We start from the raw sequence: 23,823 nt of genomic DNA, 5'->3' as shown, positions 1-23,823 counted from the left end.
CGCTGCGCCATGTGGCGCGGATGCGGCTTTTTCGTGTAAGCTCGCAGGCCAAGCTTTGTGCCCAAAATTCGATTCTGACAGGGGATTTCAGATGCGCCATCGCTCCATCCTTTTTTCCCTGATCCTCATGCTGTTCACCGCGGCCTCCGCCCATGCCGACAAGCGCATCGCCTTCGTGGTCGGCAACGGCGCCTACAAGAACGTCGCGCAGCTGCCCAACCCGGCGATCGACGCCAAGGCGATGGCGGCCACCTTGCGCAATGTCGGCTTCGAGGTGGTCGAAGGCACCAACCTCACCCGCGACAAGATGACCGAGAAGCTGCTCGACTTCGGCAAGAAGACGCAAGGCGCCGACATCGCGGTGTTCTATTATGCCGGCCACGGCATCGCGATCGGCGGTACCAACTATCTCCTGCCAGTTGACGCCGACATCAAATCCGAAATGGACGTCAAGCTCGGCGCGGCGATCAACATCGACCTGACGCTCGACCAGACCATGAGCGACGCCAAGGTCAAGCTGGTGTTCCTCGACGCCTGCCGCGACAATCCGTTCGCCGCCAAGATCAAGTCCAACTCGGCCACCCGCAGCGTCAACGTGCAGCAGGGGCTCGCCGAAATGAAGTCCGGCGAAGGCACGCTGATCGCCTTCGCCACCGGCCCCGGCCAGACCGCGCTCGACGGCCAGGAGGGCACCAACTCGCCGTTCACCCGCGCGCTGATCGCCCACATCACCGAGCCCGGCATCGAAATCCAGCAGGCGATGACCCAGGTCCGTGCCCAGGTCAACGAGGAGACCAGCAAGGGCCAGCTCCCCTGGGGCCACACCAACCTGATCGGCTCGGTCTACCTGAACCCCTCGGCCAGGCCCGACGCGCCGGCCGTCGCCGCCTCAGCGCCCGCCGCGACGGCGTCAAGCGCGCCCGGCAGCGACGTCGAGGTCGAGTTCTGGCGTTCGGTGAAGGATTCCAACAAGCCGGAAGAGCTCAACGCCTATCTCACGACCTATCCGAACGGCCAGTTCAAGCCGCTGGCGCTGGCCCGCATCGCCGCGCTCGAGAACGGCCCGTCGACGACGACGCGCAACATCTCCGCCGGGGTCGATCCCGCGACCTTCACCGACGAGGCCAATCAGGTTACCGAGGACCAGATCAGCCTCGACAAGGGCCAGCGCCGCGACGTGCAGCGCCGTCTCACCGGGCTCGGCTTCGACACCAAGGTCACCGGCAAGTTCGACGACCAGACGCGTTCGGTGATCAAGCGCTGGCAGGCCGCACGCGGCTATCCGGCCAGCGGTTATCTCAACAAGCTGCAGCACAAGGCGCTGCTCGCCGAGATCGTGGCCGCCACCACAACCGCAAGCGATGACGATGGCGGTTCCGATCGCAGTGCGCGCCGCGCCCGCCACAGCGGCGGTGGCGGTGGTGGTGGTGGCGGCGGCGGTGGCGGCCACCGCGGCGGCGATCCCGGCGCGGCCTTCATCGGCGGCGTGGTCGGCGGCATGATGGGCGGCATGTTCCGCCACTGACCGGTCGTATCCAGGAAAACGAAAAGCCCCGCGCGAGCGGGGCTTTTTTATTGCGGTGGACGGTTCGCCCGCCCCTTCGGGGGCGGCTAACGCGCCCTGGTGCAATCGGCGCGGCCGGCGATCAGCTTCACCATCCTGTCGCCACCCGACGACAGGCGGCACATCTCGACCTCCTTGCCCGCCGGGACCGGCTTGGCGCAGGTGATCTGCGGGTTGTTGTCGTATTTGGTGGTCGCGAACTTGCAGGTCACGATACAGCCCGCGTCGACCGCGAGCGCGTTGGTCAGCATCACGCTGGCGGTGTCGTCGCCGGGCAGGATCACGCAGGAAAATGGCACGGACTCCGCAAAGGCCTGCGTCGAGACGAGGGCCACCAGCAGCGCGCGGCGCAGGATGGCGGACCCACGATGCATTGCGCTTGCCAGCCGCTACTTCCCGGCCGCCTTGCGTAAGGCGTCGTTGATGCGGTCCTGCCAGCCAGGGCCGCCCGCCCGAAAAAATTCCAGCACGTCCTGGTCGATCCGCAAGCTGACCTGTTCCTTCACCCCCGGAATGGCGCTCTTCTTCGCGGGCGGCGCCTCCGCAGGCTTCGTGGTCACGCGCTTGAACGCCGCCTCCGCTTCGGTACGCGCATCGTTCAGTGTCCGCGGTCTTCTCGGCTGGTCAGCCATCTTCAAATTCCCTCAAACAGCGCAGTGGAGAGGTAGCGTTCCGAGAACGACGGCACAATGGCCAGAATGGTCTTGCCGGCGGCCTCAGGCCGCTTGCCGATCGAGAGCGCCGCCGCGATCGCCGCTCCCGACGAAATGCCGCCGGGAATGCCCTCGTTGCGCGCCAGCGCCCGGGAGGTCTCGATCGCGGTCGCGCTGTTGATCCTGACGATCTCGTCGATCACCGAGCGGTCGAGGATGTCGGGGACGAAGCCGGCGCCGATGCCCTGGATCTTGTGCGGCGAATGCTGGCCGCCCGACAGCACCGGACTTTCCTCCGGCTCGACCGCCACGATCCGCAGCGTCGGCTTGCGCGGCTTCAACACCTGCCCGACGCCGGTGATGGTGCCGCCGGTGCCGACGCCGGCGACGAAGATGTCGATGTCGCCGCCGGTGTCGTTCCATATCTCCTCGGCCGTGGTGCGGCGATGGATTTCCGGATTGGCGAGGTTCTTGAACTGCTGCGGCATCACCGCATTCGGCGTGGTGCGCACCAGTTCCTCGGCGGTCGCGATCGAGCCCTTCATGCCCTGCGACGCCGGGGTCAGGATGATCTCGGCGCCGAGGAAGGCGAGCATCTTGCGCCGCTCGATCGACATCGATTCCGGCATCACCAGCTTCAGCCGGTAGCCGCGCGAGGCGGCGACGAAGGCGAGCGCTATTCCGGTATTGCCCGAGGTCGGCTCGATCAGCACGGTATCGGCATTGATGATGCCGGCCTTCTCCATCGCGATGACCATGGCCGCTCCGATGCGGTCCTTCACGCTCGCGGCCGGATTGAAATATTCGAGCTTCGCGAGGATCGTCGCGTTCACGCCGTGCGCCTTCGGCAGATTGCGCAGGCGAACGATCGGCGTGTCGCCGATCGCATCCACGATGGAGTCGAACACGCGCCCGCGGCCGGGGCGGTGCGCCATACCCGCGGTTGACGAAGCATCCATCATTCAACTCCCTGTGGCGACAATGTGCAGGAAATGCGAGGCTCTGCTGCAATTGGGGACTGCATGTGGCATACACAAGCGACCGCCCGTGGATCGCCACTTCGCTGCATCGCAAAAGCGGAACGTGATTTTAAATAACCTAAAACCAACGCATTTGTGTTGCGACAGCGTCAAAGAAATCGGTGTATAAGTCGTCATGGGCTGGTAGTGCTCGTCGGCTTCAGCGCGCCGCGGCTGCTTCCTGTCCACAGCCAATATCGCCAACCTAGTCCCGTGAGGCCAGGTCAGACTGCAAGGAGGTCACGATGCCAGCGATTGCTGAATTCCTGTCGACCGCAGCGTCTAACCCGTACCCGCGCGGAAGTGATTTGCCGACATGCGCTGTGTGCGCCGACTCCATGGTCGCCGCCGAAGCATCCGCCTATCTGCATGACAACGTCATCAGCTATCTCTGGACCTGCGACACCTGCGGCTACGGTTTTGTGACCAAGCATGCGCTGCGCCGGTTCGCCTGCGATTGGGCCGCGTAGGCGTCATTCACGTCTGCCCGCTTTCGAAAACCATTGGAATTGATTCAAAGCGCAGCGATGTCGCCGCGCGCCCAGCCTTCACGCGTCTGCGCGTGGAAATCCGCGAAGCTGCCCTGCGCGATTGCAGTGCGCGCCTCTCGCATCAGGTGCTGATAATAGGCGATGTTGATCTCCGAGAGCAGCATCGCGCCGAGCGTCTCGCCTGATCGCACCAGATGGTTCAGATAGGCCCGCGAATAGAGGCGCGCCGAAGGCCATGGGCTTTCCTCATCGAGCGGGCGCGGATCGTCGATGTGGCGGGCGTTGCGCAGGTTGATCGGCCCGAACCGCGTGAAGGCGACGCCATGGCGGCCGTTGCGGGTCGGCAGCACGCAATCGAACATGTCGATGCCGCGCGCGATCGCCTCCAGCAGATCCTCCGGCGTGCCGACGCCCATCAGGTAGCGCGGCCGGTCGCTCGGCAGGATCGGCGCCACCTCCGCCACCATGGCGAGCATCACCGCCTGCGGTTCGCCGACCGCGAGCCCGCCGATCGCGTAGCCATGGAAGCCGATCTCGATCAGCGCCTGCGCGCTTCTGCGCCTGAGCTCGACCACGTCGCCGCCCTGCACGATGCCGAACAGCATGTATCCTTCCGGCGCGCTCTCGAAGGCGCGCCGCGAGCGCTCGCCCCAGCGCAGCGAGAGCTGCATCGCCCGCTCGATGTCGCTTCGCTCCGCCGGCAGCCGCACGCATTCGTCGAGCTGCATGGCGATGTCGGAGCCGAGCAGCCGCTGCACCTCGACGGCGCGCTCCGGCGACAGCTCGATCTTGGTGCCGTCGATATGCGAGCGGAACGTCACGGCGTTCTCGCTGAGCTTGCGCAGCTCGGCGAGCGACATCACCTGGAAGCCGCCGGAATCGGTCAGCATCGGCCCGTTCCACCCGGTAAAGGCCTGCAGGCCCCCGAGCCTGGCGATCCGCTCGGCTCCCGGCCGCAGCATCAGGTGATAGGTGTTGCCGAGCACGATGTCGGCGCCGGCATCGCGCACCTCGCGCCAGTGCATGCCCTTCATGGCGCCGGCCGTGCCGACCGGCATGAAGGCGGGCGTGCGCACCACGCCATGAGGCGTGGTGAGGCGGCCGGTGCGCGCCGCGCCTGACGTCGCGAGCAGCTCGAAATGGTTGGGCAGGGTCATGGGGGCTTATCGCCTACCCATGCGGCCGGATTCAACCACGATGGCGCCCACAATCCTGCCAAAATCGATTGACGGCGCGCGACGCCGCCCCTATGGTCCGCCGCCATGAAGACGACCGCGAAAACCACGACGAAAACCGGAAAGCCCTTGCGGGCTTCGGGAGTCGTGCGCGCGTAGTCGAACGATCGCATTATCTTGAACCGAAGCCCCGCCTGATCAGGTCCGGGGCTTTTTTATTGCCTGCGGCACGGATCACGCCCAAACGAAGGACAGACCAAAGTGAAGAACGAACCCGTTGTGGCCATTGCCGGCGTGACCGGCGCTGTCGGCGCCGAATTCATCGCGACCATGGACCGCCGCCGCTTTCCCGTTCGCAGGCTGAAGGCACTTGCAAGCGCCCGCTCCGCAGGCAAGACGCTTCATTTCCGCGGTCAGGAGGTCACAATCGAGGAGCTCACCGAGCGCTCCTTCGAGGGCGTCGACATCGCGCTGTTCTCCGCCGGCGGCGGCATCTCGCGGAAGTTCGCAGCCCACGCAATCAAGGCCGGCGCCGTCGTGGTCGACAATTCCTCGGCGTTCCGGATGGACCCGAATGTGCCGCTGGTGATCCCCGAGGTGAATGCGCGCCGTATCCGCGACCACAAGGGCATCATCGCCAACCCGAATTGCGCGGCGATCACGGCGCTGGTGCCGCTGTGGCCGATCCATCGGGTAAACCGCATCAAGCGCGTCATCATCGCGACCTACCAGGCGGCGAGCGGCGCGGGTGCGGCGGCGATGGAGGAGCTCGTGGAATCGACCCGCGCCAACCTCGCCGGCGAGGCGTTTTCGCCGAGGGTGATGCCGCATCCCTACGCCTTCAACCTGTTCAGCCACAACACGGCGATCGACCCCGAGACCGGCTACAACGACGAGGAGACGAAGGTCATCAAGGAGACCCGCAAGATCTTCGAGGACGAAGAGATTGCGGTCGGCGTGACCTGCGTCCGCGTGCCCGTGCTGCGCGCCCATTGCGAGGCGATCACCTTCGAATGCGAGCGGCCGATCAGCGAGCACGAGGTCCGCGAGATCCTCTCCGCCGCGCCCGGCGTGAAGATAATCGACGACCGCACCAGGAACTATTTCCCGATGCCGCTCGACGCCTCCGGCCAGGACGACGTGCTGGTGGGCCGCATCAGGCGGGACCTCAGCGACGCCAGCGGGCACTCGGTCGCAATGTTCGTCGCCGCCGACCAGCTGCTGAAGGGCGCGGCGCTGAACGCGATCCAGATCGCCGAATTGCTGCCGGAGCGCGTGATGGCGTGACCCGTCCGCGCCCAGGTGGCCTGTAGCAACCTCCAGGATGGGCAAAAGCGCATGCTCCATGCTCACCAGCGGGACCCATGGCGGCGATGGTGGGCAGGCTTCCGCTTTGCCCACCCTACAAACGTTCGTGGAGCGTGCGATCCCGCGTCGGCCCGCGAAACAGCAGGCAGGCATCGCCGTAGGAATAGAAGCGATAGCCTCCCTTGATCGCATGCACATAGGCGGCCTTCATGGTGTCGAGGCCTGAGAACGCCGAGACCAGCATGAACAGCGTCGAGCGCGGCAAATGGAAATTGGTCAACAGCACGTCCACGGCGCGAAAACGATAGCCCGGCGTGATGAAGATCGAGGTCTCGCCCTGGAACGGCTGGATCGCGCCGTCGTCGGCGGCTGCGCTTTCCAGTAGCCGCAGCGAGGTGGTGCCGACCGCGACGATGCGGCCGCCGCTTGCGCGCGCCGCATTCAGCGCGGCCGCGGTCTCATGGGTGATGCAGCCCCATTCGGCGTGCATCCGATGCTCGCGCGTATCATCCGTCTTCACGGGGAGAAAAGTCCCGGCCCCGACATGCAGCGTCAGCCGGTGCAGGGTGACGCCGTGGCCGCGCAGCTTCGCTTCCAGGGCCGGCGTGAAGTGGAGGCCTGCGGTGGGAGCTGCGACCGCGCCTTCATTCTCGGCGAACATGGTCTGGTAGTCGCTGGCATCCTGATCGTCGGGCGCGCGCTTTGACGCGATATAGGGCGGCAGCGGCGGGTTGCCGAGATCGGCGATCGCCTGGTCGAGCGCCGGCCCGTGGAACGAGAACGACAGCGTCACCTCGCCTTCGCCGCCCTTCGCCTCCACCTCGGCGTCGAGATGGCCGAGCAGGCACACCCTGCCCTCGTTGCCGAAGCGGATGTGGTCGCCGGCGACGAGCTTCTTCGCCGGCTTCACCAGCGCCTGCCAGCGCGAGCCGTCCAGCCGCTTGATCAGCGTCGCCTCGATCTTCGGCTCGGTCTCGCGTCCGATGCGGCGGCCCGTGAGCTGGGCGGGGATGACCTTGGTGTCGTTCACGACGAGCTGGTCGCCCGCCTCGAGCCATCGCGGTAGGTCCGACACGGCTGCGTCGCGCAGCACACCATCGGGCAGCACCACCAGCATCCGTGCCGAGTCGCGCGGATTCGCCGGACGCAGCGCGATGCTGTCAGGCGGCAGTTCGAAATCAAACAGGTCGGTACGCATTCAATCAGCACGCAATGCGAACCCTCATCCTGAGCGCGCAAGCGCGCCTCGAAGGATGAGGTCCGGCAGTTGCAGCATTGGTGGCCTCATGGGTCGAGACACCATGAGGAGAAGCAGTCACGCCGCATCCGCAGCCATGTGCGCCTTGACGATCTTGTCGGGATCCCTCACCGGCTCGCCGCGCTTGATCTTGTCGACGTTCTCCATGCCTTCGGTCACCTTGCCCCAGACCGTGTACTGGCCGTTGAGGAAGGAGGCGTCGTCGAAGCAGATGAAGAACTGGCTGTCGGCGGAGTCGGGGCTTGCCGCGCGCGCCATCGACGCGGTGCCGCGCACATGCGGCTCCTTGTTGAACTCGGCCTTCAGCTTCTTGCCGGAGCCGCCGGTGCCGGTGCCGTGCGGGCAGCCGGTCTGGGCCATGAATCCGTCGATCACGCGGTGGAACACGATGCCGTCGTAAAAGCCGTCGCGCACCAGTTCCTTGATCCGCGCCACATGGTTGGGGGCGAGGTCAGGACGCATCTCGATCGTGACCGGGCCCTGCGTAGTCTCGAGGATCAAAGTATTTTCGGTGACAGCCATGCTTGCTTCTCTACAGGTTTGGGTGAACGTTTTCCGCCGTGGAACCGGATCGCGAGGGGGCGGCCGGCGACGGCACCCGCCATACCCTCCGTAAATGGCATCGGCGTGCAGCGTTGCAACGCCTCCATGACCGCGACGCGATAAACCAAACGGTCATTATCGGATGCTTGTTCCGATTCATAGCTGATCCGGGGATGGCCGAGGATTTCGCCTGCCCGGTTGAAGCTCACCACCACGGTGATGTCGATCGGATTGGCCGCCGAGGGCGGCGGCGGCTTCCAGCAGCCATGGAGCCTGACGAAGGCGTCCTTGATGGTGTTGACCGCCTCCGCTTGCGCGAGCGCCTGCGACGCCGAGAGGCCGAGCAGGATCGCGGTGGCGCCGGCAATCGGGATATGCTGGCGCCACATCACGCCCGCCTCACTTGATGTCGGAGGCGACCTGCACCTTGACCATCTTGTCGGGGTCGGTGACGGTGCCGCCGCTCGAGCCCGGCGGCGCCTTCTTCAGCTTGTCGACGACGTCCATGCCGGACACCACCTCGCCGACCACGGTATATTGCCCGTCGAGGCTGCCGCCATCCGCGAACATGATGAAGAACTGCGAATTGGCGCTGTCGACGCTGTCGCCGCGGCGCGCCATGCCGACGATGCCGCGCTTGAAGTGGACGTTGGAGAACTCCTGCTTCAGGTTCGGATATTTCGAGCCGCCGGTGCCGTTGAAGTTCTGGCCGTCGCCGGTCTGCGCCATGAAGCCGTCCATGACGCGGTGGAACGGCACGTTGTTGTAAAACCCTTCGCGCGCGAGCTGCTTGATGCGCTCGGCGTGCTGGGGCGCGAGGTCGTTGCGCAGCTTGATGACGATGCGGCCCTTGGTGGTGTCGATGACGATCGCGTTCGCCTTGTCCAGATTGGCGGGCAGCGGCTGGGCGAGCGCCGGGGCGGCACAGATGAGCGCGGCAAAAAGGGCGAGAATTCGGATCATGCAAACTCCGGATCGATGTCGCTGCTGTCGGACCCGCCTTACGGGCGGGCCAGCTTGGTCTTGAGACGGGCCGCGACCTGCGGCGGCACGAAGGGCGAGACGTCCCCGCCCATCAGCGCGATCTGGCGCACCAGTGTGGCGGTGATCGGGCGGACGGGCGCGGAGGCCGGAACGAACACGGTATGGACCTCCGGCGCCATGGCCTCGTTCATCCCCGCGATCTGCATTTCGTAGTCGAGGTCGGTGCCGTCGCGCAGGCCGCGGATCATGATGGTGGCGCCGTGCTGGCGCGCCGCCGTCACGGTCAGGTTGTCATGGGTGGTGCAGTCGAAGGTGCAGCCGGCCTTGGCCGCGATCGGCTCGAACACCTCGCGGACCATCAGGAGCCGCTCTTCCGTTGCAAAAAGCGGCGCCTTGCCGGGGTGGATCCCGATGGTCACGATCAGGCGATCGCACAGGGCGACCGCGTGGTGGACCACGTCGAGATGGCCATTGGTGACGGGGTCGAAGGAGCCGGGATAGAGCGCGATGCGGGGCATGGACCCTCCTACCGCGCCCCGGGCAAGGCGGCAAGCCGCCCGCAACCAGCGGGCTGGCCTCGCCCTTTCCCGTCGATCCCGCGGCGGCCATTGACGTCATTGGCGAATCCGCCCCGCGCGGGTGCCCGCTTTGTTTCGTCCCCTGCCCGGCAATGAAACAAAACACCGGTGCAACGAAACCATTTTCCGGTTGGGGCGAAGAGGCGCCGAAACCCGGCATGGTTATCAACGCGCCAACGAAACGGCGGGCCGCAAGGGCCCATTACAGGGGACCGTCAATGATCAAGGCTCTTTCGGCAGTCACTGTGGCTGCGCTCGTCGCTGCCGCCCTCACGGTGCTGCCAGGCTTCGCGCCGAAGGTCGAAGCCTCCACCCCGCGCGCGCTTGCCAAGGCGGACCGCCTCGACATCCGCCCGATCGGCCGCGACTGCTCGCAGCAGGCCTGGCCGAATTTCGAAGCCTCCTGCCTGCGCTCCGCGGGCAACAAGACCGTGGTCAAGGAAGCAAGGTTCGTCACCGCCGACCGGGTTCATTGAGGACAGCCGTCAAGAACGAAATCGATGGCAATTTGCGACAGGACGTCGCAGACTGCAGGTGATCTGCGCCCGCTGACCTCGAGGTCTGGCGGGCGTACTGGCCTTGCGGCCGGGCTTTTCGTTCTTGGCGTTTCTGGGGACCTCAATGAGCAGCCCATCCGTCGTCAATTCCCACTCCGCTCCATCGAGCCCCCTGAAACTGGCGACCACACTCGGAGCGCTCGGCGTCGTCTATGGCGACATCGGCACCAGCCCCCTCTATGCGCTGAAGGAAGCGGCCAAGGCCGCGACCCATGGCGGCCCACTCACCCATGACGCCGTGCTCGGCGTCGCGTCGCTGATCCTGTGGGCGCTGATCCTGATCATCTCGTTGAAATACGCGATGCTGATCCTGCGCGCCGACAACCGCGGCGAAGGCGGCATCGTCGCGCTGCTCGCGCTGTTGCATGCGCGCAATGCGCCGCCGGGAAGCTGGCGGGCCCAGCTCCTGGTCGTCGGCCTCATCGGCGCCGCCCTGCTTTATGGCGACGGTGCGATCACGCCGGCGATTTCCGTGCTCAGCGCCATCGAGGGGCTGAAGGTCGACGCGCCCTCGGTCGAGCACCTCGTCGTCCCCATCACGATCGCGATCCTGGTTGGCCTGTTCGTCATCCAGAAGCACGGCACCGGCTTCATTGGACAGATCTTCGGGCCCGTCATGCTGTTCTGGTTCGCGGTGCTGGCCGCGCTCGGCATCCACGGCATCATCAAGGCGCCCGCCGTGCTCGCCGCGCTGAGCCCGTATTACGCGGTCGATTTCCTGCTGCATCAGGACTTTCACGTCAGCTTCGCCATCCTCGGGGCGGCCTTCCTCGCGGTGACCGGGGGCGAGGCGATGTATGCCGACATGGGTCATTTCGGCCGCTTTCCGATCCGCCTGGCCTGGTTCGCGGTGGCGCTGCCGGCGCTGGTTCTGAACTATTTCGGCCAGGCCGGCCTCTTGATCACCGATCCGACCGCGATCGACAACCCGTTCTACCAGCTTGCCCCCGACTGGGCGCAGTACCCGCTGGTCGCGGTCGCGGCGCTCGCAACCGTCATTGCCTCGCAGGCGATCATCTCCGGCGTCTATTCGCTGACGCAGCAGTCGATCCAGCTCGGCTTCCTGCCGCGCATGCAGATCCGGCACACCACGAGCGATGCGATGGGCCAGATCTATGTGCCGCTGGTGAACTGGCTGCTCGCGGCCGCCACGCTCGGCGCGGTGATCGGTTTCGGCACCTCGGATGCGCTGGCCGGCGCCTATGGCATCGCGGTGTCGCTCCTGATGGCGATCACCACCCTGCTCGCGGCACTGGTCGCGATCCAGTGGGGCTATTCGCCGGTCCTGGTCATCGCCGTGAACGGCTTCTTCTTCGTCATCGACTGCATCTTCTTCGCTGCCAATTCCACGAAGCTGTTCGAGGGCGGCTGGTTTCCACTCGTGCTCGCGGCCGTCGTCGCCTTCCTGATGCTGACCTGGCGCGGTGGCGTCAGGCTGGTGGAAATCGCGCGCGGCAAGCTGCGCCAGCCCGAGGAGGACCTGATCGAGACCGCGATCAGCAAGTGCCGGGCGCGGCTGACGGGGACCGCGATCTTCCTCGCCTCGAACCCGAAGGGCGTGCCGCTGGCGCTGACGCAGTTCGTCAAGCACAACCATTGCCTGCACGCGCGCGTGCTGCTGGTGACCATTCAAATCGAGGAGCAGCCGCGCATTGCGGACGAAGACCGCGCCGAGGTCATCGAGATCACCGAGGGCATCACGCGCATCATCCTGCATTACGGCTTCATGCAGTATCCGACGATCCACAAGGGCCTCCTGCTCGCCTGCAAGCAAGGCAAGCTGCCCGGCCTCGACCTCACCGACGTCACCTATTATGTCGGCCGTGAGACCATCATCCCGCGCGAGGATGTGCCGGGCATGTGGGTATGGCGCGAGGCGATCTTCGCCTTCCTGCAGCGCAACGCCGAGCGCACCGCAGCCTTCTTCGACGTGCCGACCAGCCAGGTCGTCGAGTTCGGCACCGAGATCGAGATCTAGTGGCGTGGATTTGACATTCGCTGCCGACTAACCGCCGGGCTCGCAAAGCGAATGTCAAATCCAAAACTCCACTGGAAGCCTGTATTTGCTATTGGTCCTCGATTCCAACGTTCGCAAGCATGCCTGCCAAAACGGGATGCGAATGTTGGAATCCCGCTCGGCGTTGAGAGCGACGACGGGCCTGGATCACGGTAGCGGTTCAGACCAATTCCATCGCGCTCAGGCCGGCGCCAAAAGACCGCGAGGCGAGGCAGCCGGGCGACAACCTCGCCCCGAGGCGCTTGGATCTCGGGCGCTGCGAGCCGGTGCCCGCGGCGGCGAAGCGAGCTACTTTTCGACCTCGACGACATACCTGCGCACGACCTTGGTTGCCTTGTCGCGCTCAGGGGCGAGGTCCGTCCAGGCTTTCGACTTGTAGAATGCGACTGCGTCATCGACGCTGTCCCATTCGACGATCCCGGCACTCTTGGGAGCAGGCCCACCTTCGATATGGACAACCCGTCCGGCGGCGGTGCGCAACGCGTGTCCATGCGCTGCTTCTATCGCCTTGCGGGCCGACGGCAGGTATGCCGCCTGGGCCGATGCATCGAGGATTTCAAGTTCACCGACCGAGTAGGCTTTCGGCTTGGCTCCCTGGGCGTTGAGCCCCTGGACCGCGGTAGCTCCAATTGCGACACCTGCGAGCAAAGCCATCATGTGCATTTTCATGACTTCCTCCTGGTTGCTTGCCAATTGCCCGGCAGCCAATGTTACCCCTATTCAAGATCGCGCAGCGAACAATCTCGGTCAGCCGCGCGGTTTGGGCTGGCATATGACGGTTCGATGAAGTTGCGGGCGGCCATCAGCCGGGTGCGGCTTGCAGGACAGGGCAAGGCAAGGCCGCGGCTGCCGCGCTTTCCGAGCTGAGCAAGACCTATGAGCGCTTCGTCGAAGGGTTCGACACGGCGGATCTTCGCACCGCGCGATCTTCTCCAGGAGATCGGCAGCGAGATCCAGGAGCGGGTAGAATGGAGCTCTATTCGCTACTCGCCATTCGTTTGACCATTCCCATTCTCCCCCTCCTCGCCGATGCGCTCGACCGAGACGACATGCTCGTCCTCGGCGGTGTCGAACACGATGACGCCCTGGGTGGAGCGGCCGGCGATGCGGATGTCCTCGACCGGGCAGCGGATCAGCTGGCCCTTGTCGGTCACCAGCATGATCTGGTCATTGTCCTCGACGGGGAAGGACGCGATCAGCTTGCCGTTGCGGTTGTTGACGCTCATCGCGACGATGCCTTTGCCGCCGCGCCCGGTGGTGCGGTACTCGTAGGACGAGGAGCGCTTGCCAAAACCGTTCTCGCTGATGGTCAGCACGAACTGCTCGGCCGCCGACATCTCGACATAGCGCTGCTCGCCGAGCTCGATGGCGCCGGCGGCCGTCTCCTCGGCGTCGGTGCCCGCCTCCTCTTCCACGCCGCCACGCCGCACCGCGTTGGCGCGACGCAGATAGGCGGCGCGCTCCTCGGCGTCGACGTCCATGTGGCGCAGGATGGTGAGCGAGATCACCTTGTCGTCCTTGGGCAGCGCGATGCCGCGCACGCCCATCGAGGTGCGGCCCGTGAACACCCGCACGTCGGTGACGGGAAAGCGGATGCACTGGCCGCCCGCCGCGGTCAGAAGCACGTCGTCGCGCTCGGTGCAGATCTGCACGTCGACGATCGCCTCACTCTCATCCAGCTTCATCGCGATGATGCCGGAGCGGCGCACGTCGACGAAGTCGGACAGCTTGTTGCGGCGGACATTGCCGCCTGTCGTGGCGAACATCACGTCGAGCTGGGCCCAGGACGATTCATCCTCCGGCAGCGGCATGATGGTGGTGATGCGCTCGCCCTGCTCGAGCGGCAGGATGTTGATCAGCGCCTTGCCGCGCCCGTTGGGAGCCGCCACCGGCAGCCGCCAGACCTTCTCCTTGTAGACCTGGCCGCGCGAGGAGAAGAACAGCACCGGCGTGTGGGTGGACGCCACGAACAGGCGGCTGACGAAATCCTCCTCGCGGGTCTGCATGCCGGCGCGGCCCTTGCCGCCGCGGCGCTGCGCGCGATAGGCCGACAGCGGCACGCGCTTGGCGTAGCCGGCGTGCGAGACGGTGACGACCATGTCCTCGCGCTGGATCAGGTCCTCGTCCTCGACCTCGCCTTCCTGCTCGATGATCTGGGTGCGGCGCGGATTGGCGAATTCCGCCTTCACGGCGGCGAGCTCGGCCTTGATGATCGCCTGCACGCGGGCGCGCGAGCGCAGGATGTCGAGGTAGTCGGCGATCTCGATGGCGAGCTTGTCGAGCTCCTCGGAGATCTCGTCGCGGCCGAGCGCGGTCAGCCGCTGCAGGCGCAGGTCGAGGATGGCTTTCGCCTGCTCCATCGACAGCCGCGCGGTGCCGTCCGGGTTGAGCTTGTGCCTGGGATCGTCGATCAGCGTGATCATCGCACTGACGTCCTGCGCCGGCCAGTCGCGCGACATCAGCGTCTCGCGCGCGGTGTTCGGATCGGGCGAGGTGCGGATCACGCGGATGATTTCGTCGATGTTGGCGACCGCGATCGCAAGGCCGACCAGGATATGGGCGCGGTCGCGCGCCTTGCCGAGCAGGTACTTGGTGCGGCGCGTGACCACATGCTCGCGGAATGCGACGAAGATCGTCAGCATGTCCTTGAGGTTCATCAGCTCAGGACGGCCGTTGTCGAGCGCGACCATGTTGGCGCCGAACGTCGTCTGCAGCGGCGTGTAGCGGTAGAGCTGGTTCAGCACCACGTCCGCCATGGCGTCGCGCTTCAGCTCGACCACCACGCGATAGCCGTCGCGGTCGGATTCATCGCGCAGATCGCTGATGCCCTCGATCTTCTTCTCGCGCACCAGTTCGGCGATGCGCTCGACCATCGTCGCCTTGTTGACCTGGTAGGGGATCTCCGTGACGATGATCGCTTCGCGATCCTTGCGGATGGTGTCGATCGTCACCTTGCCGCGCATCACGATCGAGCCGCGGCCGAGGTGATAGGCCGAACGGATGCCCTGGCGGCCGAGGATGATGCCGCCGGTCGGGAAATCCGGACCCGGAATGATGTTGATGAGTTCGTCAATCGACAGCGCGGGATTGTCGATCAGCGCGGTGGCGGCGTCGATCACCTCGCCGAGATTGTGCGGCGGGATGTTGGTCGCCATGCCGACCGCGATGCCGCCGGCGCCGTTGACCAGCAGGTTCGGGAAGCGCGCCGGCAGGACGGTGGGCTCCCTCGCCGAGCCATCGTAGTTGTCCTGGAAGTCGACCGTGTCCTTGTCGATGTCGTCGAGCAGCGACAGCGCGATCTTGGCGAGCCGGGATTCCGTGTAGCGCATCGCCGCCGGCGGATCGCCGTCGACCGAGCCGAAATTGCCCTGGCCGTCGACCAGCGGCTCGCGCATGGAGAAGCCCTGCGCCATGCGCACCAGCGCGTCGTAGATCGCCTGGTCGCCGTGCGGATGGTACTGGCCCATCACGTCGCCGACGATGCCGGCCGACTTCTTGTGCTTCTTGTCGGGCGTGTAGCCCTGCTCATGCATTGAGAACAGGATGCGCCGGTGCACCGGCTTCAGGCCGTCGCGCGCGTCCGGCAGCGCGCGCGCCACGATCACGCTCATGGCGTAATCGAGGTAGCTGCGCTTCATCTCGTCGAGGATGGAGACGGGCCGAATATCGGAAGGCGCCGGCGGCTCGCCGGGCTTGTTATCGTCGGTGTCAGACAAGGAGGATCCGGTCAGTCGTTCGCGCTGCTATTCCCTCGTCCGGCCTTCGCACGCGATCGCCAGCGCGTTCTGGTGCGAAGCCGAGAACCAAGGAAACACCAGCCAGGATGGGTTGGCGGACAGCGGTTCGGATTTGACATTCGCCGACACGCCCCGCCCTACACCTAGAGCGAATGTCAAATCCGACGCTATGCGGAATCATATAGCGCATCGGAGGCGAAATCGCCACCCCGGACGGCCCTTGGGCGGCGCTTTTTCCCTTCGTTTTTACAGTGACTTACGGGCCCCTTCAGCGACCGGTTGTCAGCCCCCGAAATCGCCTCTCGAAACCGGTTTTGGTCGCCATTTTCAGCGCGTTCGAGCGGCCGCGCCGAAGCCGGGGCGGCGCGCCTCCAGGGAGCTTCACAAAGCGCTTTAAACGCGGCCCGTTTCGCGAAGCCGCGAAGACCCTTGCGTCGAATCCGCAAGACCCGGCTTCAAATCGCCGGTCGCCCCGCTCGGGGCGCGGATGACGTTCGTCAGCCGTCAGAACGGGATGTCGTCATCCATGTCGCTGTTGCGGCTGCCGGCCGCAACCGCCCGGCGTGGCGGGCTCGAGGCACCGGCCGAGCCGAAATCGCCGCCGCCCTCATCCGCGCCGAAGCTGCCGCCGCCGGAGGAGCGGCCGTCGAGCATGGTGAGATTGGAGTTGAAGCCCTGCAGCACGACCTCGGTCGAATATTTTTCCGCGCCGCTCTGGTCGGTCCATTTGCGGGTCTGCAACTGGCCCTCGATATAGACCTTGGCCCCCTTCTTCAGATACTGCTCGGCGACCTTGCACAGGCCCTCGTTGAAGATGACGACGCGGTGCCACTCGGTCTTTTCCTTGCGTTCGCCGGTCGCCTTGTCGCGCCAGCTCTCCGAGGTCGCCACGCTGAGATTGGCGATCGGCCGCCCATCCTGGGTTCGCCGGATCTCCGGATCCTTGCCGAGATTGCCGACCAGAATCACCTTGTTCACGCTTCCCGCCATCACCCTTCTCCACTCTCGAAATTACTGGCCAGCCGTCCGCCATGCCGCGACGCACGACCTATACGCCTCGCTCGCGGGCGGCGCCCTGTCCGCTCCCGCTATCCACACATATAGCGCGCATCTCGACGATGTTCCAGTTTTGTTCCGGGATTCCTCCAAGCCCCGGTCCGGCACCAACAGAATCTAACGCCGTGATGACGGCCAAATCTCGCCGGAAGCAGTCTCGCGGGCCAATTCAGATTAAAAAACATTAACTTCCGGCGCCCCCACTTCGCTACCGTGTGTTGCTTTTCGGAGACGGTAATTCGGTATGAATCGGCTATGTTTTCAGCCGGAATTTGGATGGTTCTCGCCGCTTGAGACAGACGGCGATCCGCTTTGGGGACCATGAAGCGGATGAAATCCGGAGGGGATGTAATGAGAAAGATTTTGTTGGGTGCGCTGGGTCTGGCCGCGGTCAGCATGGCCGCTCCCGCTTCCGCCGCCGATCTCGCGGCACGGCCCTACACCAAGGCGCCTCCGGCGCCGATCGCCGCGATCTATGACTGGACCGGGTTCTACGTCGGTTTCAACGGCGGCGGCGGCTCATCGCACAACTGCGCGACCATCCTCGCCGTTGGAGCGGTGCCTCTCACCCCATTTGCTGCTGACGGATGCCGCAATGCCACCGGAGGCACGGTCGGTGGACAGATCGGCTACCGCTGGCAGATGTCGAACTGGGTGTTCGGCCTCGAAGGCCAGGGCAACTGGGCCGACTTCACGGGCGACAACATCGGCATCTTCACCGGTAATCGCAACCGCACCCGGATCGACGCATTTGGCCTGTTCACCGGCCAGATCGGCTACACTTGGAACAACGTGCTGCTTTATGTGAAGGGCGGCGGCGCCGTTGTCGGCGACAGCTTTAACGTGTTTGCGGGCCCCGCCTCGATCGTACCACCTCCGGGGACGCTGCTCGCCTCCGCCAACGACACGCGCTGGGGCGGCACGGTTGGTGCGGGCCTCGAGTTCGGCTTCGCCCCGAACTGGTCGGTCGGCGTCGAGTACGACCACATCTTCACCGGCAACCGCAATTACAACTTCCTCACCCCTGGCGGCCTCGCGTTCGGCTCTGCGCGCATCACCCAGGACATCGATATGGGTCTCGTCCGCGTCAACTATCGCTGGGGCGGTCCCGTGATCGCGAAGTACTGATCGCGCGACAACACAGCTTCACTGCAAAAGGCCGGCGTCACGCCGGCCTTTTTGTTTTGCGCCGCCTGCTCGCTTGACGCCGGCGCGATGACGCATCCTGCGGTTGCGCCTGGGCTGTTGCCTTTCGGTAACGGGATTTCGCTTTTCGCGTCGCTATCACGCTTCCATCACACGCCGCGGGATTAAAGACCGGGCGCGCTGATCTTGAAATCGCGGGAATAGCGCAACACGAAATTGGAGCAACACAATATGAACAGGATCGTACTCGCTGCGGTGGGCGTGGTGGCGCTGGGGGCGGCTCATGCGCTCGCGGCGGACCTTCCGCGGGCCTACACCAAGGCGCCCCCGCTGGCGCCGATCTATGACTGGAGCGGTTTCTACATCGGCGGCAATGCCGGCGGCGGCTGGGCACACGACTGCCGCGACAACCTGTCGACCGGGGCCGGCCTTGGCTGCTACAGCGCGGGCGGCGCGATCGGCGGCGGCCAGCTCGGCTATCGCTGGCAACAAGCGAATTGGGTATTCGGCCTCGAAGGCCAGGGCGATGTTGCCAACATCAGCGCCGGCACGCAGAACCTCGCCAACGCCCTGAACAACATCAACACGCGGATCGATGCGCTCGGCCTGATCACGGGGCAGGTCGGCTACGCCTGGAACAGCGTGCTCTGGTACGTGAAGGGCGGCGCCGGCGTCGTCGACCAGCGCTTCGATTTCACCTCAAGCGCGACCGGCGTGGTCACGAGCTCGACCGGCTATCAATCGCACTGGGGCGGCGCGGTGGGCACCGGCGTGGAAGTCGGCCTCTCCCGCGACTGGTCGGTCGGCCTCGAATACGACCACATCTTCTCGGGCCGCCGCAATGTGAGCTTCACCAACATCGTGCCGCTGGCGGATGCCTACCGCTCCGGTGGCGACGTCGACCTCGTCGCGGTGCGCATCAACTACCACTTCGGCGCCCCGATCATCGCAAGGTTCTGATCCGCGCCGACCAGGTTCCAGCGTCGAGGAAAAGGCCGGCTCGAGCCGGCCTTTTGCTTTTTGGGCGCAGCTTTCGTGCCATCTGCTGCCAGTGTGGCGGTTCACGGGACACTGGCGCACCAACAATCCGTTGATGATTCGCACACGGCTCTGGTAATCGCCACCCGTTCTTCCTATGTTCCGAGCATCACCCAACGGCGTCTGATCGCGGAGGCTTTTCCCGACGTGCGCCTGCGGCATGATACGGAAAAATCGGTACCGGTTTTCCGAAAACATCATGCCGAGTCAAAAAGCGAAAGCGCGCTCCGCGCGTCTGGAAATGCCGATATGGATGAAGTGCTCAGGGCGAAGCGCCAACAAAACGCCGGCTCCGGGACGCGCGCGATCACGATCCGCGGCGCCCGCGAGCACAACTTGAAGAACATCGACGTCGAGATTCCGCGCGACAGGCTCGTCGTGTTCACGGGTCTGTCCGGCTCAGGAAAATCCTCGCTCGCCTTCGACACCATCTATGCCGAGGGCCAGCGCCGCTATGTCGAGTCGCTCTCGGCCTACGCGCGGCAGTTCCTCGAGATGATGCAGAAGCCCGACGTCGACCAGATCGACGGGCTGTCGCCGGCGATCTCGATCGAGCAGAAGACGACCTCGCGCAATCCGCGCTCGACCGTCGGCACCGTCACCGAGATCTACGACTACATGCGCCTGCTCTGGGCGCGCGTCGGCGTGCCCTACTCGCCCGCCACGGGACTGCCGATCGAGAGCCAGACCGTCTCGCAGATGGTCGACCGCGTGCTGGCGCTGCCCGAGGGCACCCGGCTCTATTTGCTCGCGCCCGTCGTGCGCGGCCGCAAAGGCGAATACCGCAAGGAGCTCGCCGAATACCTGAAGAAGGGCTTTCAGCGCGTCAAGATCGACGGCACCTTCCACGAGCTTGCGGAGGCGCCTTCCCTCGACAAGAAATTCCCGCATGACATCGACGTCGTGGTCGACCGCGTCGTGGTGCGGCCGGACATCGGCCAGCGGCTTGCGGAAAGTTTTGAGACCGCGCTGAAGCTCGCGGAAGGGCTCGCCGTGATCGAGTTCGCCGACCAGCCCGCCGCGCCTGCGGAAGAGAAGAAGAAGGTCGCAAAAATCCACGACAAGAGCGGGCCCGAGCGCATCCTGTTCTCGGAGAAATTCGCCTGTCCGGTCTCCGGCTTCACGATCCCCGAGATCGAGCCGCGGCTGTTCTCGTTCAACAATCCCTATGGCGCCTGCCCCGCCTGCGGCGGCCTCGGCGTCGAGCAGCATGTCGATGACGACCTCGTCATCCCCGACAAGGACGCAACTCTGCGCAAGGGCGCGATCGCGCCCTGGGCGAAATCATCCTCGCCCTATTACCTGCAGACGCTGACCGCGTTGGCTAAGCACTACAAGTTCACCCTCGACACCAAATGGAAGGACCTGCCGAAGAAGGTGCAGACCGCGCTGCTGCACGGCTCGGGCGAGGAGGAGATCAAGTTCTCCTACGAGGACGGCGTGCGCTCCTACGACACCAAGAAGGCGTTCGAGGGCGTCATCACCAACATCAACCGCCGCTATCGCGAGACCGAGAGCGAATGGGCGCGCGAGGAGCTGGCGAAGTATTTTGCGGATGTGCCCTGCGCCGCCTGCAATGGCTATCGGCTGAAGCCGGAGGCGCTGTGCGTCAAGATCGGCGGCAAGCATATCGGCGAGATCTCCGAGCTCTCGGTGAAGCGCGCCGGCGAATGGTTCGAGACCGCGCCGGAGGCGCTGAACACCCAGCAGAACGAGATCGCCGCGCGCGTGCTGAAGGAGATCCGCGAGCGCCTGAGATTCTTGAACGACGTCGGCCTCAACTATCTCACGCTGTCGCGTTCCTCCGGCACGCTGTCCGGCGGCGAGAGCCAGCGCATCCGGCTGGCCTCGCAGATCGGCTCCGGTCTCACAGGCGTGCTCTACGTGCTCGACGAGCCGTCGATCGGCCTGCACCAGCGCGACAATGCGCGGCTCCTGGAGACGCTGAAGCGGCTGCGCGACCTCGGCAACACCGTCGTCGTGGTCGAGCATGACGAGGATGCCATTCGGCTTGCTGATTACGTGCTCGATATCGGCCCCGGGGCCGGCGTCCATGGTGGCCACATCGTGGCGCAGGGCACGCCTGCCGACATCATGCGCAACCCGGATTCCCTGACCGGCAAGTATCTCACCGGCGAATTGTCGGTGGAGGTGCCGGACCGGCGGCCGCCGAACCACCGGCGCACCATCAAGGTGATCAACGCCCGCGGCAATAATCTGAAGAACATTTCCGCCGAAATACCGCTCGGGCTGTTCACCTGCGTCACGGGAGTCTCCGGCGGCGGCAAGTCGACGCTGCTGATCGACACGCTGTACCGCGCGATCGCGCGCAAGCTGAACAATGCCAGCGAAGGCGCAGCACCCCACGACCGCATCGAGGGGCTGGAGCATATCGACAAGATCATCGACATCGACCAGTCGCCGATCGGCCGCACGCCGCGCTCGAATCCGGCGACCTATACCGGCGCCTTCACGCCGATCCGCGAATGGTTTGCGGGTCTCCCCGAGGCCAAGGCGCGCGGCTACGAGCCCGGGCGCTTCTCCTTTAACGTCAAGGGCGGCCGCTGCGAGGCCTGCCAGGGCGACGGCGTCATCAAGATCGAGATGCACTTCTTGCCCGACGTCTACGTCACCTGCGACGTCTGCAAGGGCAAGCGCTACAACCGCGAGACGCTGGAGGTGCTGTTCAAGGGCAAGTCGATCGCCGATGTGCTCGACATGACGGTCGAGGAAGCCGCCGATTTCTTCAAGGCGGTGCCGCGCGTGCGCGAGACCTTCAAAACGCTGCACCGGGTTGGGCTCGACTACATCCATGTCGGCCAGCAGGCCACCACGCTGTCGGGCGGCGAGGCGCAGCGCGTCAAGCTTGCGAAGGAGCTCTCCAAGCGCGCCACCGGGCGCACGCTCTACATCCTGGACGAGCCGACCACGGGACTGCATTTCCACGACGTGAAGAAGCTTCTCGAAGTGCTGCACGAGCTGGTCGCCCAGGGCAACACGGTGGTCGTGATCGAGCACAACCTCGAGGTCATCAAGACCGCGGACTGGGTGATCGACCTTGGCCCCGAAGGCGGCGACGGCGGCGGCGAGATCGTCGCCTGGGGTCCGCCCGAGGACATCGTCAAGGCGCCGCGCAGCTATACCGGCAAATTCCTGGAGCCGGTGCTGAAGAAGGCGAACAAGCCGCGCAAGAGCCGAGCTAGCGAGGCGGCGGAGTAGCGTGCTGCCTCCGCTTTAGATCATCATCGCCCCTGAATGGTCGAACGTGGTCGCCGGGAGGCCAATCGTCTACGCGTGCAGCGGTCTGATGTTCTGGTTCATGCGGAAGAAGTTCGTCGGGTCGTACTTGGCCTTCAAGGCGACGAGGCGCTCGTAATTGTCACCGTAGGTGGCCCTGAGCCTGCTGTCGTCGCCATCGTCCATCATGAAATTCACATAACAGCCGTCAGCCGAATAGGGATGCACGGCCTCCCAATAGCCTTTGGTCCAGCGCGTGATTTCGCCCGCCTTTTGCGGATTGGGATCGATGCCCGCGATGACCATCGACCAGGTCGCGTCGCGCGTGTTCCAGGCGGTGTCGCTCTTGCCGACGCGACGGACGGCTCCGTCGATCGGATAAAGATGCATAAGCGAGAGCGTGCTCGGCAGTTTCTGTGCCTGGACGACATGGGCGTCAATCGCTTCGTCGGTCAGCTCTTTCACGAAATCGCCGCGCCAGTACCATTGCAAGCCCTTCGGAAAGAACGGATCAAACATGGACTGGAGGGCGGGATAGGGCATTTCGCCCATCCAGTTGAAGAGCGGTGGGGGCAGCTCGGCGAGCAGTTGGGCCATGACCGCTTCTCCGGCTTCCGTTGGGCCATTGTAGCAAGCGATGATGGCGCAGGCGCGCTTGCCCTGATGCTCCGCCGGGAACGGGTCCACCGGCGGAACCGTCTTCAAGCCGACAAACGCCCCGAGCTCCTCCGGAGCGCCGGGCAGGAAATCCCTGTACTTCCGCATGATCGTCCGGGCATTTTCGAGATCCCAGAAGATCGGGCCGGCATAGACCATGGTCACGGGATGAGCCTGGAACAGGAAGCTCGTGACGATGCCAAAATTGCCGCCGCCGCCCCGCAGGCCCCAGTAGAGATCGGCGTTCTCCGACTTGCTCGCGGTGACGATGCGACCGTCAGCCAGCACGACATCCGCCTCGAGCAGATTGTCGATGGTGAGACCGTACTTGCGGGTCAGGTATCCGGTGCCGCCGCCAAGCGTGAGGCCGGCGATGCCGGTCGTCGAAACAATGCCGGCCGGCACGGCCAGCCCATAGACATGCGTGGCATGGTCGACATCCCCTTGCGTGCAGCCGGGACCGACGCGGACGGTGCGGGCAACGGGATCGACCCGCACGCCTTTCATCATCGACATGTCGATCATCAACCCGTCGTCGACACTACTAAGGCCCGGCCCGTTGTGCCCGCCTCCGCGGATCGCGACCGGAAGATCGTTCTGTCTTGCAAAATCCACTGCAGTGACCACGTCGGCGACGTCGGTGCATCGCGCAATCATCACGGGACTCTTGTCGATCATCCCGTTGTAGAGGCTTCGGACGGCGTCGTAATCGGCATCCGTTCGCCCGATAACCGGGCCGCGCATTTTGCCGATGAATGTTTCGGTGGCCATGGCTTGCATGGTGTCCTCCTATTCCACAAATTGA

General features: G+C 65.0%; 21 protein-coding genes. 8 read left to right on the top strand and 13 right to left on the bottom strand.

Annotated features, from left to right (window positions below):
- The first annotated feature begins 91 nt into the window (after positions 1–91).
- Positions 92–1,525, top strand: coding sequence for a caspase family protein (locus QOU61_RS18465; protein WP_289652638.1), 1,434 nt, complete (start codon positions 92–94; stop codon positions 1,523–1,525).
- 86 nt (positions 1,526–1,611) lie between these two features.
- Here QOU61_RS18465 and QOU61_RS18460 read toward each other — a convergent pair whose 3' ends face one another.
- From QOU61_RS18460 to cysK, 3 genes are read right to left on the bottom strand one after another with little or no spacing between them, the layout of a single operon-like run.
- Complete coding sequence (locus QOU61_RS18460; protein ID WP_289652637.1) at positions 1,612–1,938, bottom strand: hypothetical protein; 327 nt, start codon at positions 1,936–1,938, stop codon at positions 1,612–1,614.
- A gap of 15 nt (positions 1,939–1,953) precedes the next feature.
- The gene (locus QOU61_RS18455; protein ID WP_289652636.1) at positions 1,954–2,196 is read right to left on the bottom strand and encodes a BrnA antitoxin family protein; all 243 of its coding nucleotides are present in this window, start codon (positions 2,194–2,196) and stop codon (positions 1,954–1,956) included.
- 2 nt (positions 2,197–2,198) lie between these two features.
- Positions 2,199–3,176, bottom strand: coding sequence for a cysteine synthase A (cysK, locus tag QOU61_RS18450; RefSeq protein WP_289661311.1), 978 nt, complete (start codon positions 3,174–3,176; stop codon positions 2,199–2,201).
- Positions 3,177–3,481: 305 nt separating this feature from the next.
- Between cysK and QOU61_RS18445 the strand changes: the two genes are divergently transcribed.
- Positions 3,482–3,706 carry a hypothetical protein gene (locus tag QOU61_RS18445; protein WP_289661309.1) on the top strand — a complete coding sequence of 75 codons (225 nt, stop codon included), beginning with the start codon at positions 3,482–3,484 and terminating at the stop codon, positions 3,704–3,706.
- Positions 3,707–3,750: 44 nt separating this feature from the next.
- Here QOU61_RS18445 and tgt read toward each other — a convergent pair whose 3' ends face one another.
- Positions 3,751–4,884: a tRNA guanosine(34) transglycosylase Tgt gene (gene tgt / locus QOU61_RS18440; protein ID WP_289661307.1), complete on the bottom strand. Its 1,134-nt coding sequence runs from the start codon at positions 4,882–4,884 to the stop codon at positions 3,751–3,753.
- A 279-nt stretch (positions 4,885–5,163) separates the two neighbouring features.
- Between tgt and QOU61_RS18435 the strand changes: the two genes are divergently transcribed.
- Positions 5,164–6,189, top strand: coding sequence for an aspartate-semialdehyde dehydrogenase (locus tag QOU61_RS18435; RefSeq protein ID WP_289661305.1), 1,026 nt, complete (start codon positions 5,164–5,166; stop codon positions 6,187–6,189).
- A 115-nt stretch (positions 6,190–6,304) separates the two neighbouring features.
- Here QOU61_RS18435 and queA read toward each other — a convergent pair whose 3' ends face one another.
- From queA to coaD, 5 genes are all read right to left on the bottom strand, one after another.
- On the bottom strand, positions 6,305–7,408 hold the full coding sequence (gene queA, locus QOU61_RS18430) for a tRNA preQ1(34) S-adenosylmethionine ribosyltransferase-isomerase QueA (RefSeq protein WP_289661303.1): 1,104 nt from the start codon (positions 7,406–7,408) through the stop codon (positions 6,305–6,307).
- Positions 7,409–7,525: 117 nt separating this feature from the next.
- Positions 7,526–7,990, bottom strand: coding sequence for a peptidylprolyl isomerase (locus QOU61_RS18425; RefSeq protein WP_289661301.1), 465 nt, complete (start codon positions 7,988–7,990; stop codon positions 7,526–7,528).
- Positions 7,966–8,400 (bottom strand): UCP034077 family protein, encoded by a 435-nt coding sequence (locus QOU61_RS18420; RefSeq protein WP_289661300.1) that lies wholly within the window; start codon positions 8,398–8,400, stop codon positions 7,966–7,968. Before QOU61_RS18420 ends, QOU61_RS18425 begins: the two co-directional genes overlap by 25 nt.
- A 10-nt stretch (positions 8,401–8,410) precedes the next feature.
- Positions 8,411–8,974: a peptidylprolyl isomerase gene (locus QOU61_RS18415; protein ID WP_289661299.1), complete on the bottom strand. Its 564-nt coding sequence runs from the start codon at positions 8,972–8,974 to the stop codon at positions 8,411–8,413.
- Between the two features lie 38 nt (positions 8,975–9,012).
- The gene (coaD, locus tag QOU61_RS18410; protein ID WP_289661297.1) at positions 9,013–9,513 is read right to left on the bottom strand and encodes a pantetheine-phosphate adenylyltransferase; all 501 of its coding nucleotides are present in this window, start codon (positions 9,511–9,513) and stop codon (positions 9,013–9,015) included.
- Positions 9,514–9,791: 278 nt separating this feature from the next.
- Here coaD and QOU61_RS18405 point away from each other — a divergent pair, with 278 nt between their 5' ends.
- Together QOU61_RS18405 and QOU61_RS18400 are read left to right on the top strand one after the other, a co-directional pair.
- Positions 9,792–10,049, top strand: a complete 258-nt coding sequence (locus tag QOU61_RS18405) for a hypothetical protein (protein WP_289661295.1) — start codon at positions 9,792–9,794, stop codon at positions 10,047–10,049.
- Between the two features lie 145 nt (positions 10,050–10,194).
- Positions 10,195–12,108 carry a potassium transporter Kup gene (locus QOU61_RS18400; protein ID WP_289661294.1) on the top strand — a complete coding sequence of 638 codons (1,914 nt, stop codon included), beginning with the start codon at positions 10,195–10,197 and terminating at the stop codon, positions 12,106–12,108.
- Between the two features lie 327 nt (positions 12,109–12,435).
- Here the strand turns inward: QOU61_RS18400 and QOU61_RS18395 are convergent, their stop codons facing one another.
- The 3 genes from QOU61_RS18395 to QOU61_RS18385 form a co-directional block, all read right to left on the bottom strand.
- Positions 12,436–12,855: a DUF1330 domain-containing protein gene (locus QOU61_RS18395; protein WP_289661293.1), complete on the bottom strand. Its 420-nt coding sequence runs from the start codon at positions 12,853–12,855 to the stop codon at positions 12,436–12,438.
- Positions 12,856–13,130: 275 nt separating this feature from the next.
- Positions 13,131–15,863, bottom strand: coding sequence for a DNA gyrase subunit A (gene gyrA, locus QOU61_RS18390; RefSeq protein ID WP_289661291.1), 2,733 nt, complete (start codon positions 15,861–15,863; stop codon positions 13,131–13,133).
- A 525-nt stretch (positions 15,864–16,388) separates the two neighbouring features.
- The gene (locus QOU61_RS18385; protein WP_289661289.1) at positions 16,389–16,874 is read right to left on the bottom strand and encodes a single-stranded DNA-binding protein; all 486 of its coding nucleotides are present in this window, start codon (positions 16,872–16,874) and stop codon (positions 16,389–16,391) included.
- Between the two features lie 417 nt (positions 16,875–17,291).
- On the opposite strand from QOU61_RS18385, the gene QOU61_RS18380 reads away from it, so the two are divergent.
- The 3 genes from QOU61_RS18380 to uvrA all read left to right on the top strand — a co-directional run bounded on the left by QOU61_RS18380 (position 17,292) and on the right by uvrA (position 22,343).
- Positions 17,292–18,068 (top strand): outer membrane protein, encoded by a 777-nt coding sequence (locus QOU61_RS18380; RefSeq protein WP_289661287.1) that lies wholly within the window; start codon positions 17,292–17,294, stop codon positions 18,066–18,068.
- Between the two features lie 249 nt (positions 18,069–18,317).
- Positions 18,318–19,046 (top strand): outer membrane protein, encoded by a 729-nt coding sequence (locus QOU61_RS18375; protein ID WP_289661284.1) that lies wholly within the window; start codon positions 18,318–18,320, stop codon positions 19,044–19,046.
- Positions 19,047–19,373: 327 nt separating this feature from the next.
- Positions 19,374–22,343 (top strand): excinuclease ABC subunit UvrA, encoded by a 2,970-nt coding sequence (gene uvrA / locus QOU61_RS18370; protein WP_289661282.1) that lies wholly within the window; start codon positions 19,374–19,376, stop codon positions 22,341–22,343.
- Positions 22,344–22,412: 69 nt separating this feature from the next.
- Here the strand turns inward: uvrA and QOU61_RS18365 are convergent, their stop codons facing one another.
- The gene (locus QOU61_RS18365) at positions 22,413–23,798 is read right to left on the bottom strand and encodes an FAD-binding oxidoreductase (protein ID WP_289661279.1); all 1,386 of its coding nucleotides are present in this window, start codon (positions 23,796–23,798) and stop codon (positions 22,413–22,415) included.
- Between the last annotated feature and the right edge of the window lie 25 nt (positions 23,799–23,823).

It is taken from the genome of Bradyrhizobium sp. NP1 (genome assembly GCF_030378205.1).
Classification (GTDB): domain Bacteria; phylum Pseudomonadota; class Alphaproteobacteria; order Rhizobiales; family Xanthobacteraceae; genus Bradyrhizobium.
This window is presented reverse-complemented; position numbering and strand designations above follow the sequence as displayed.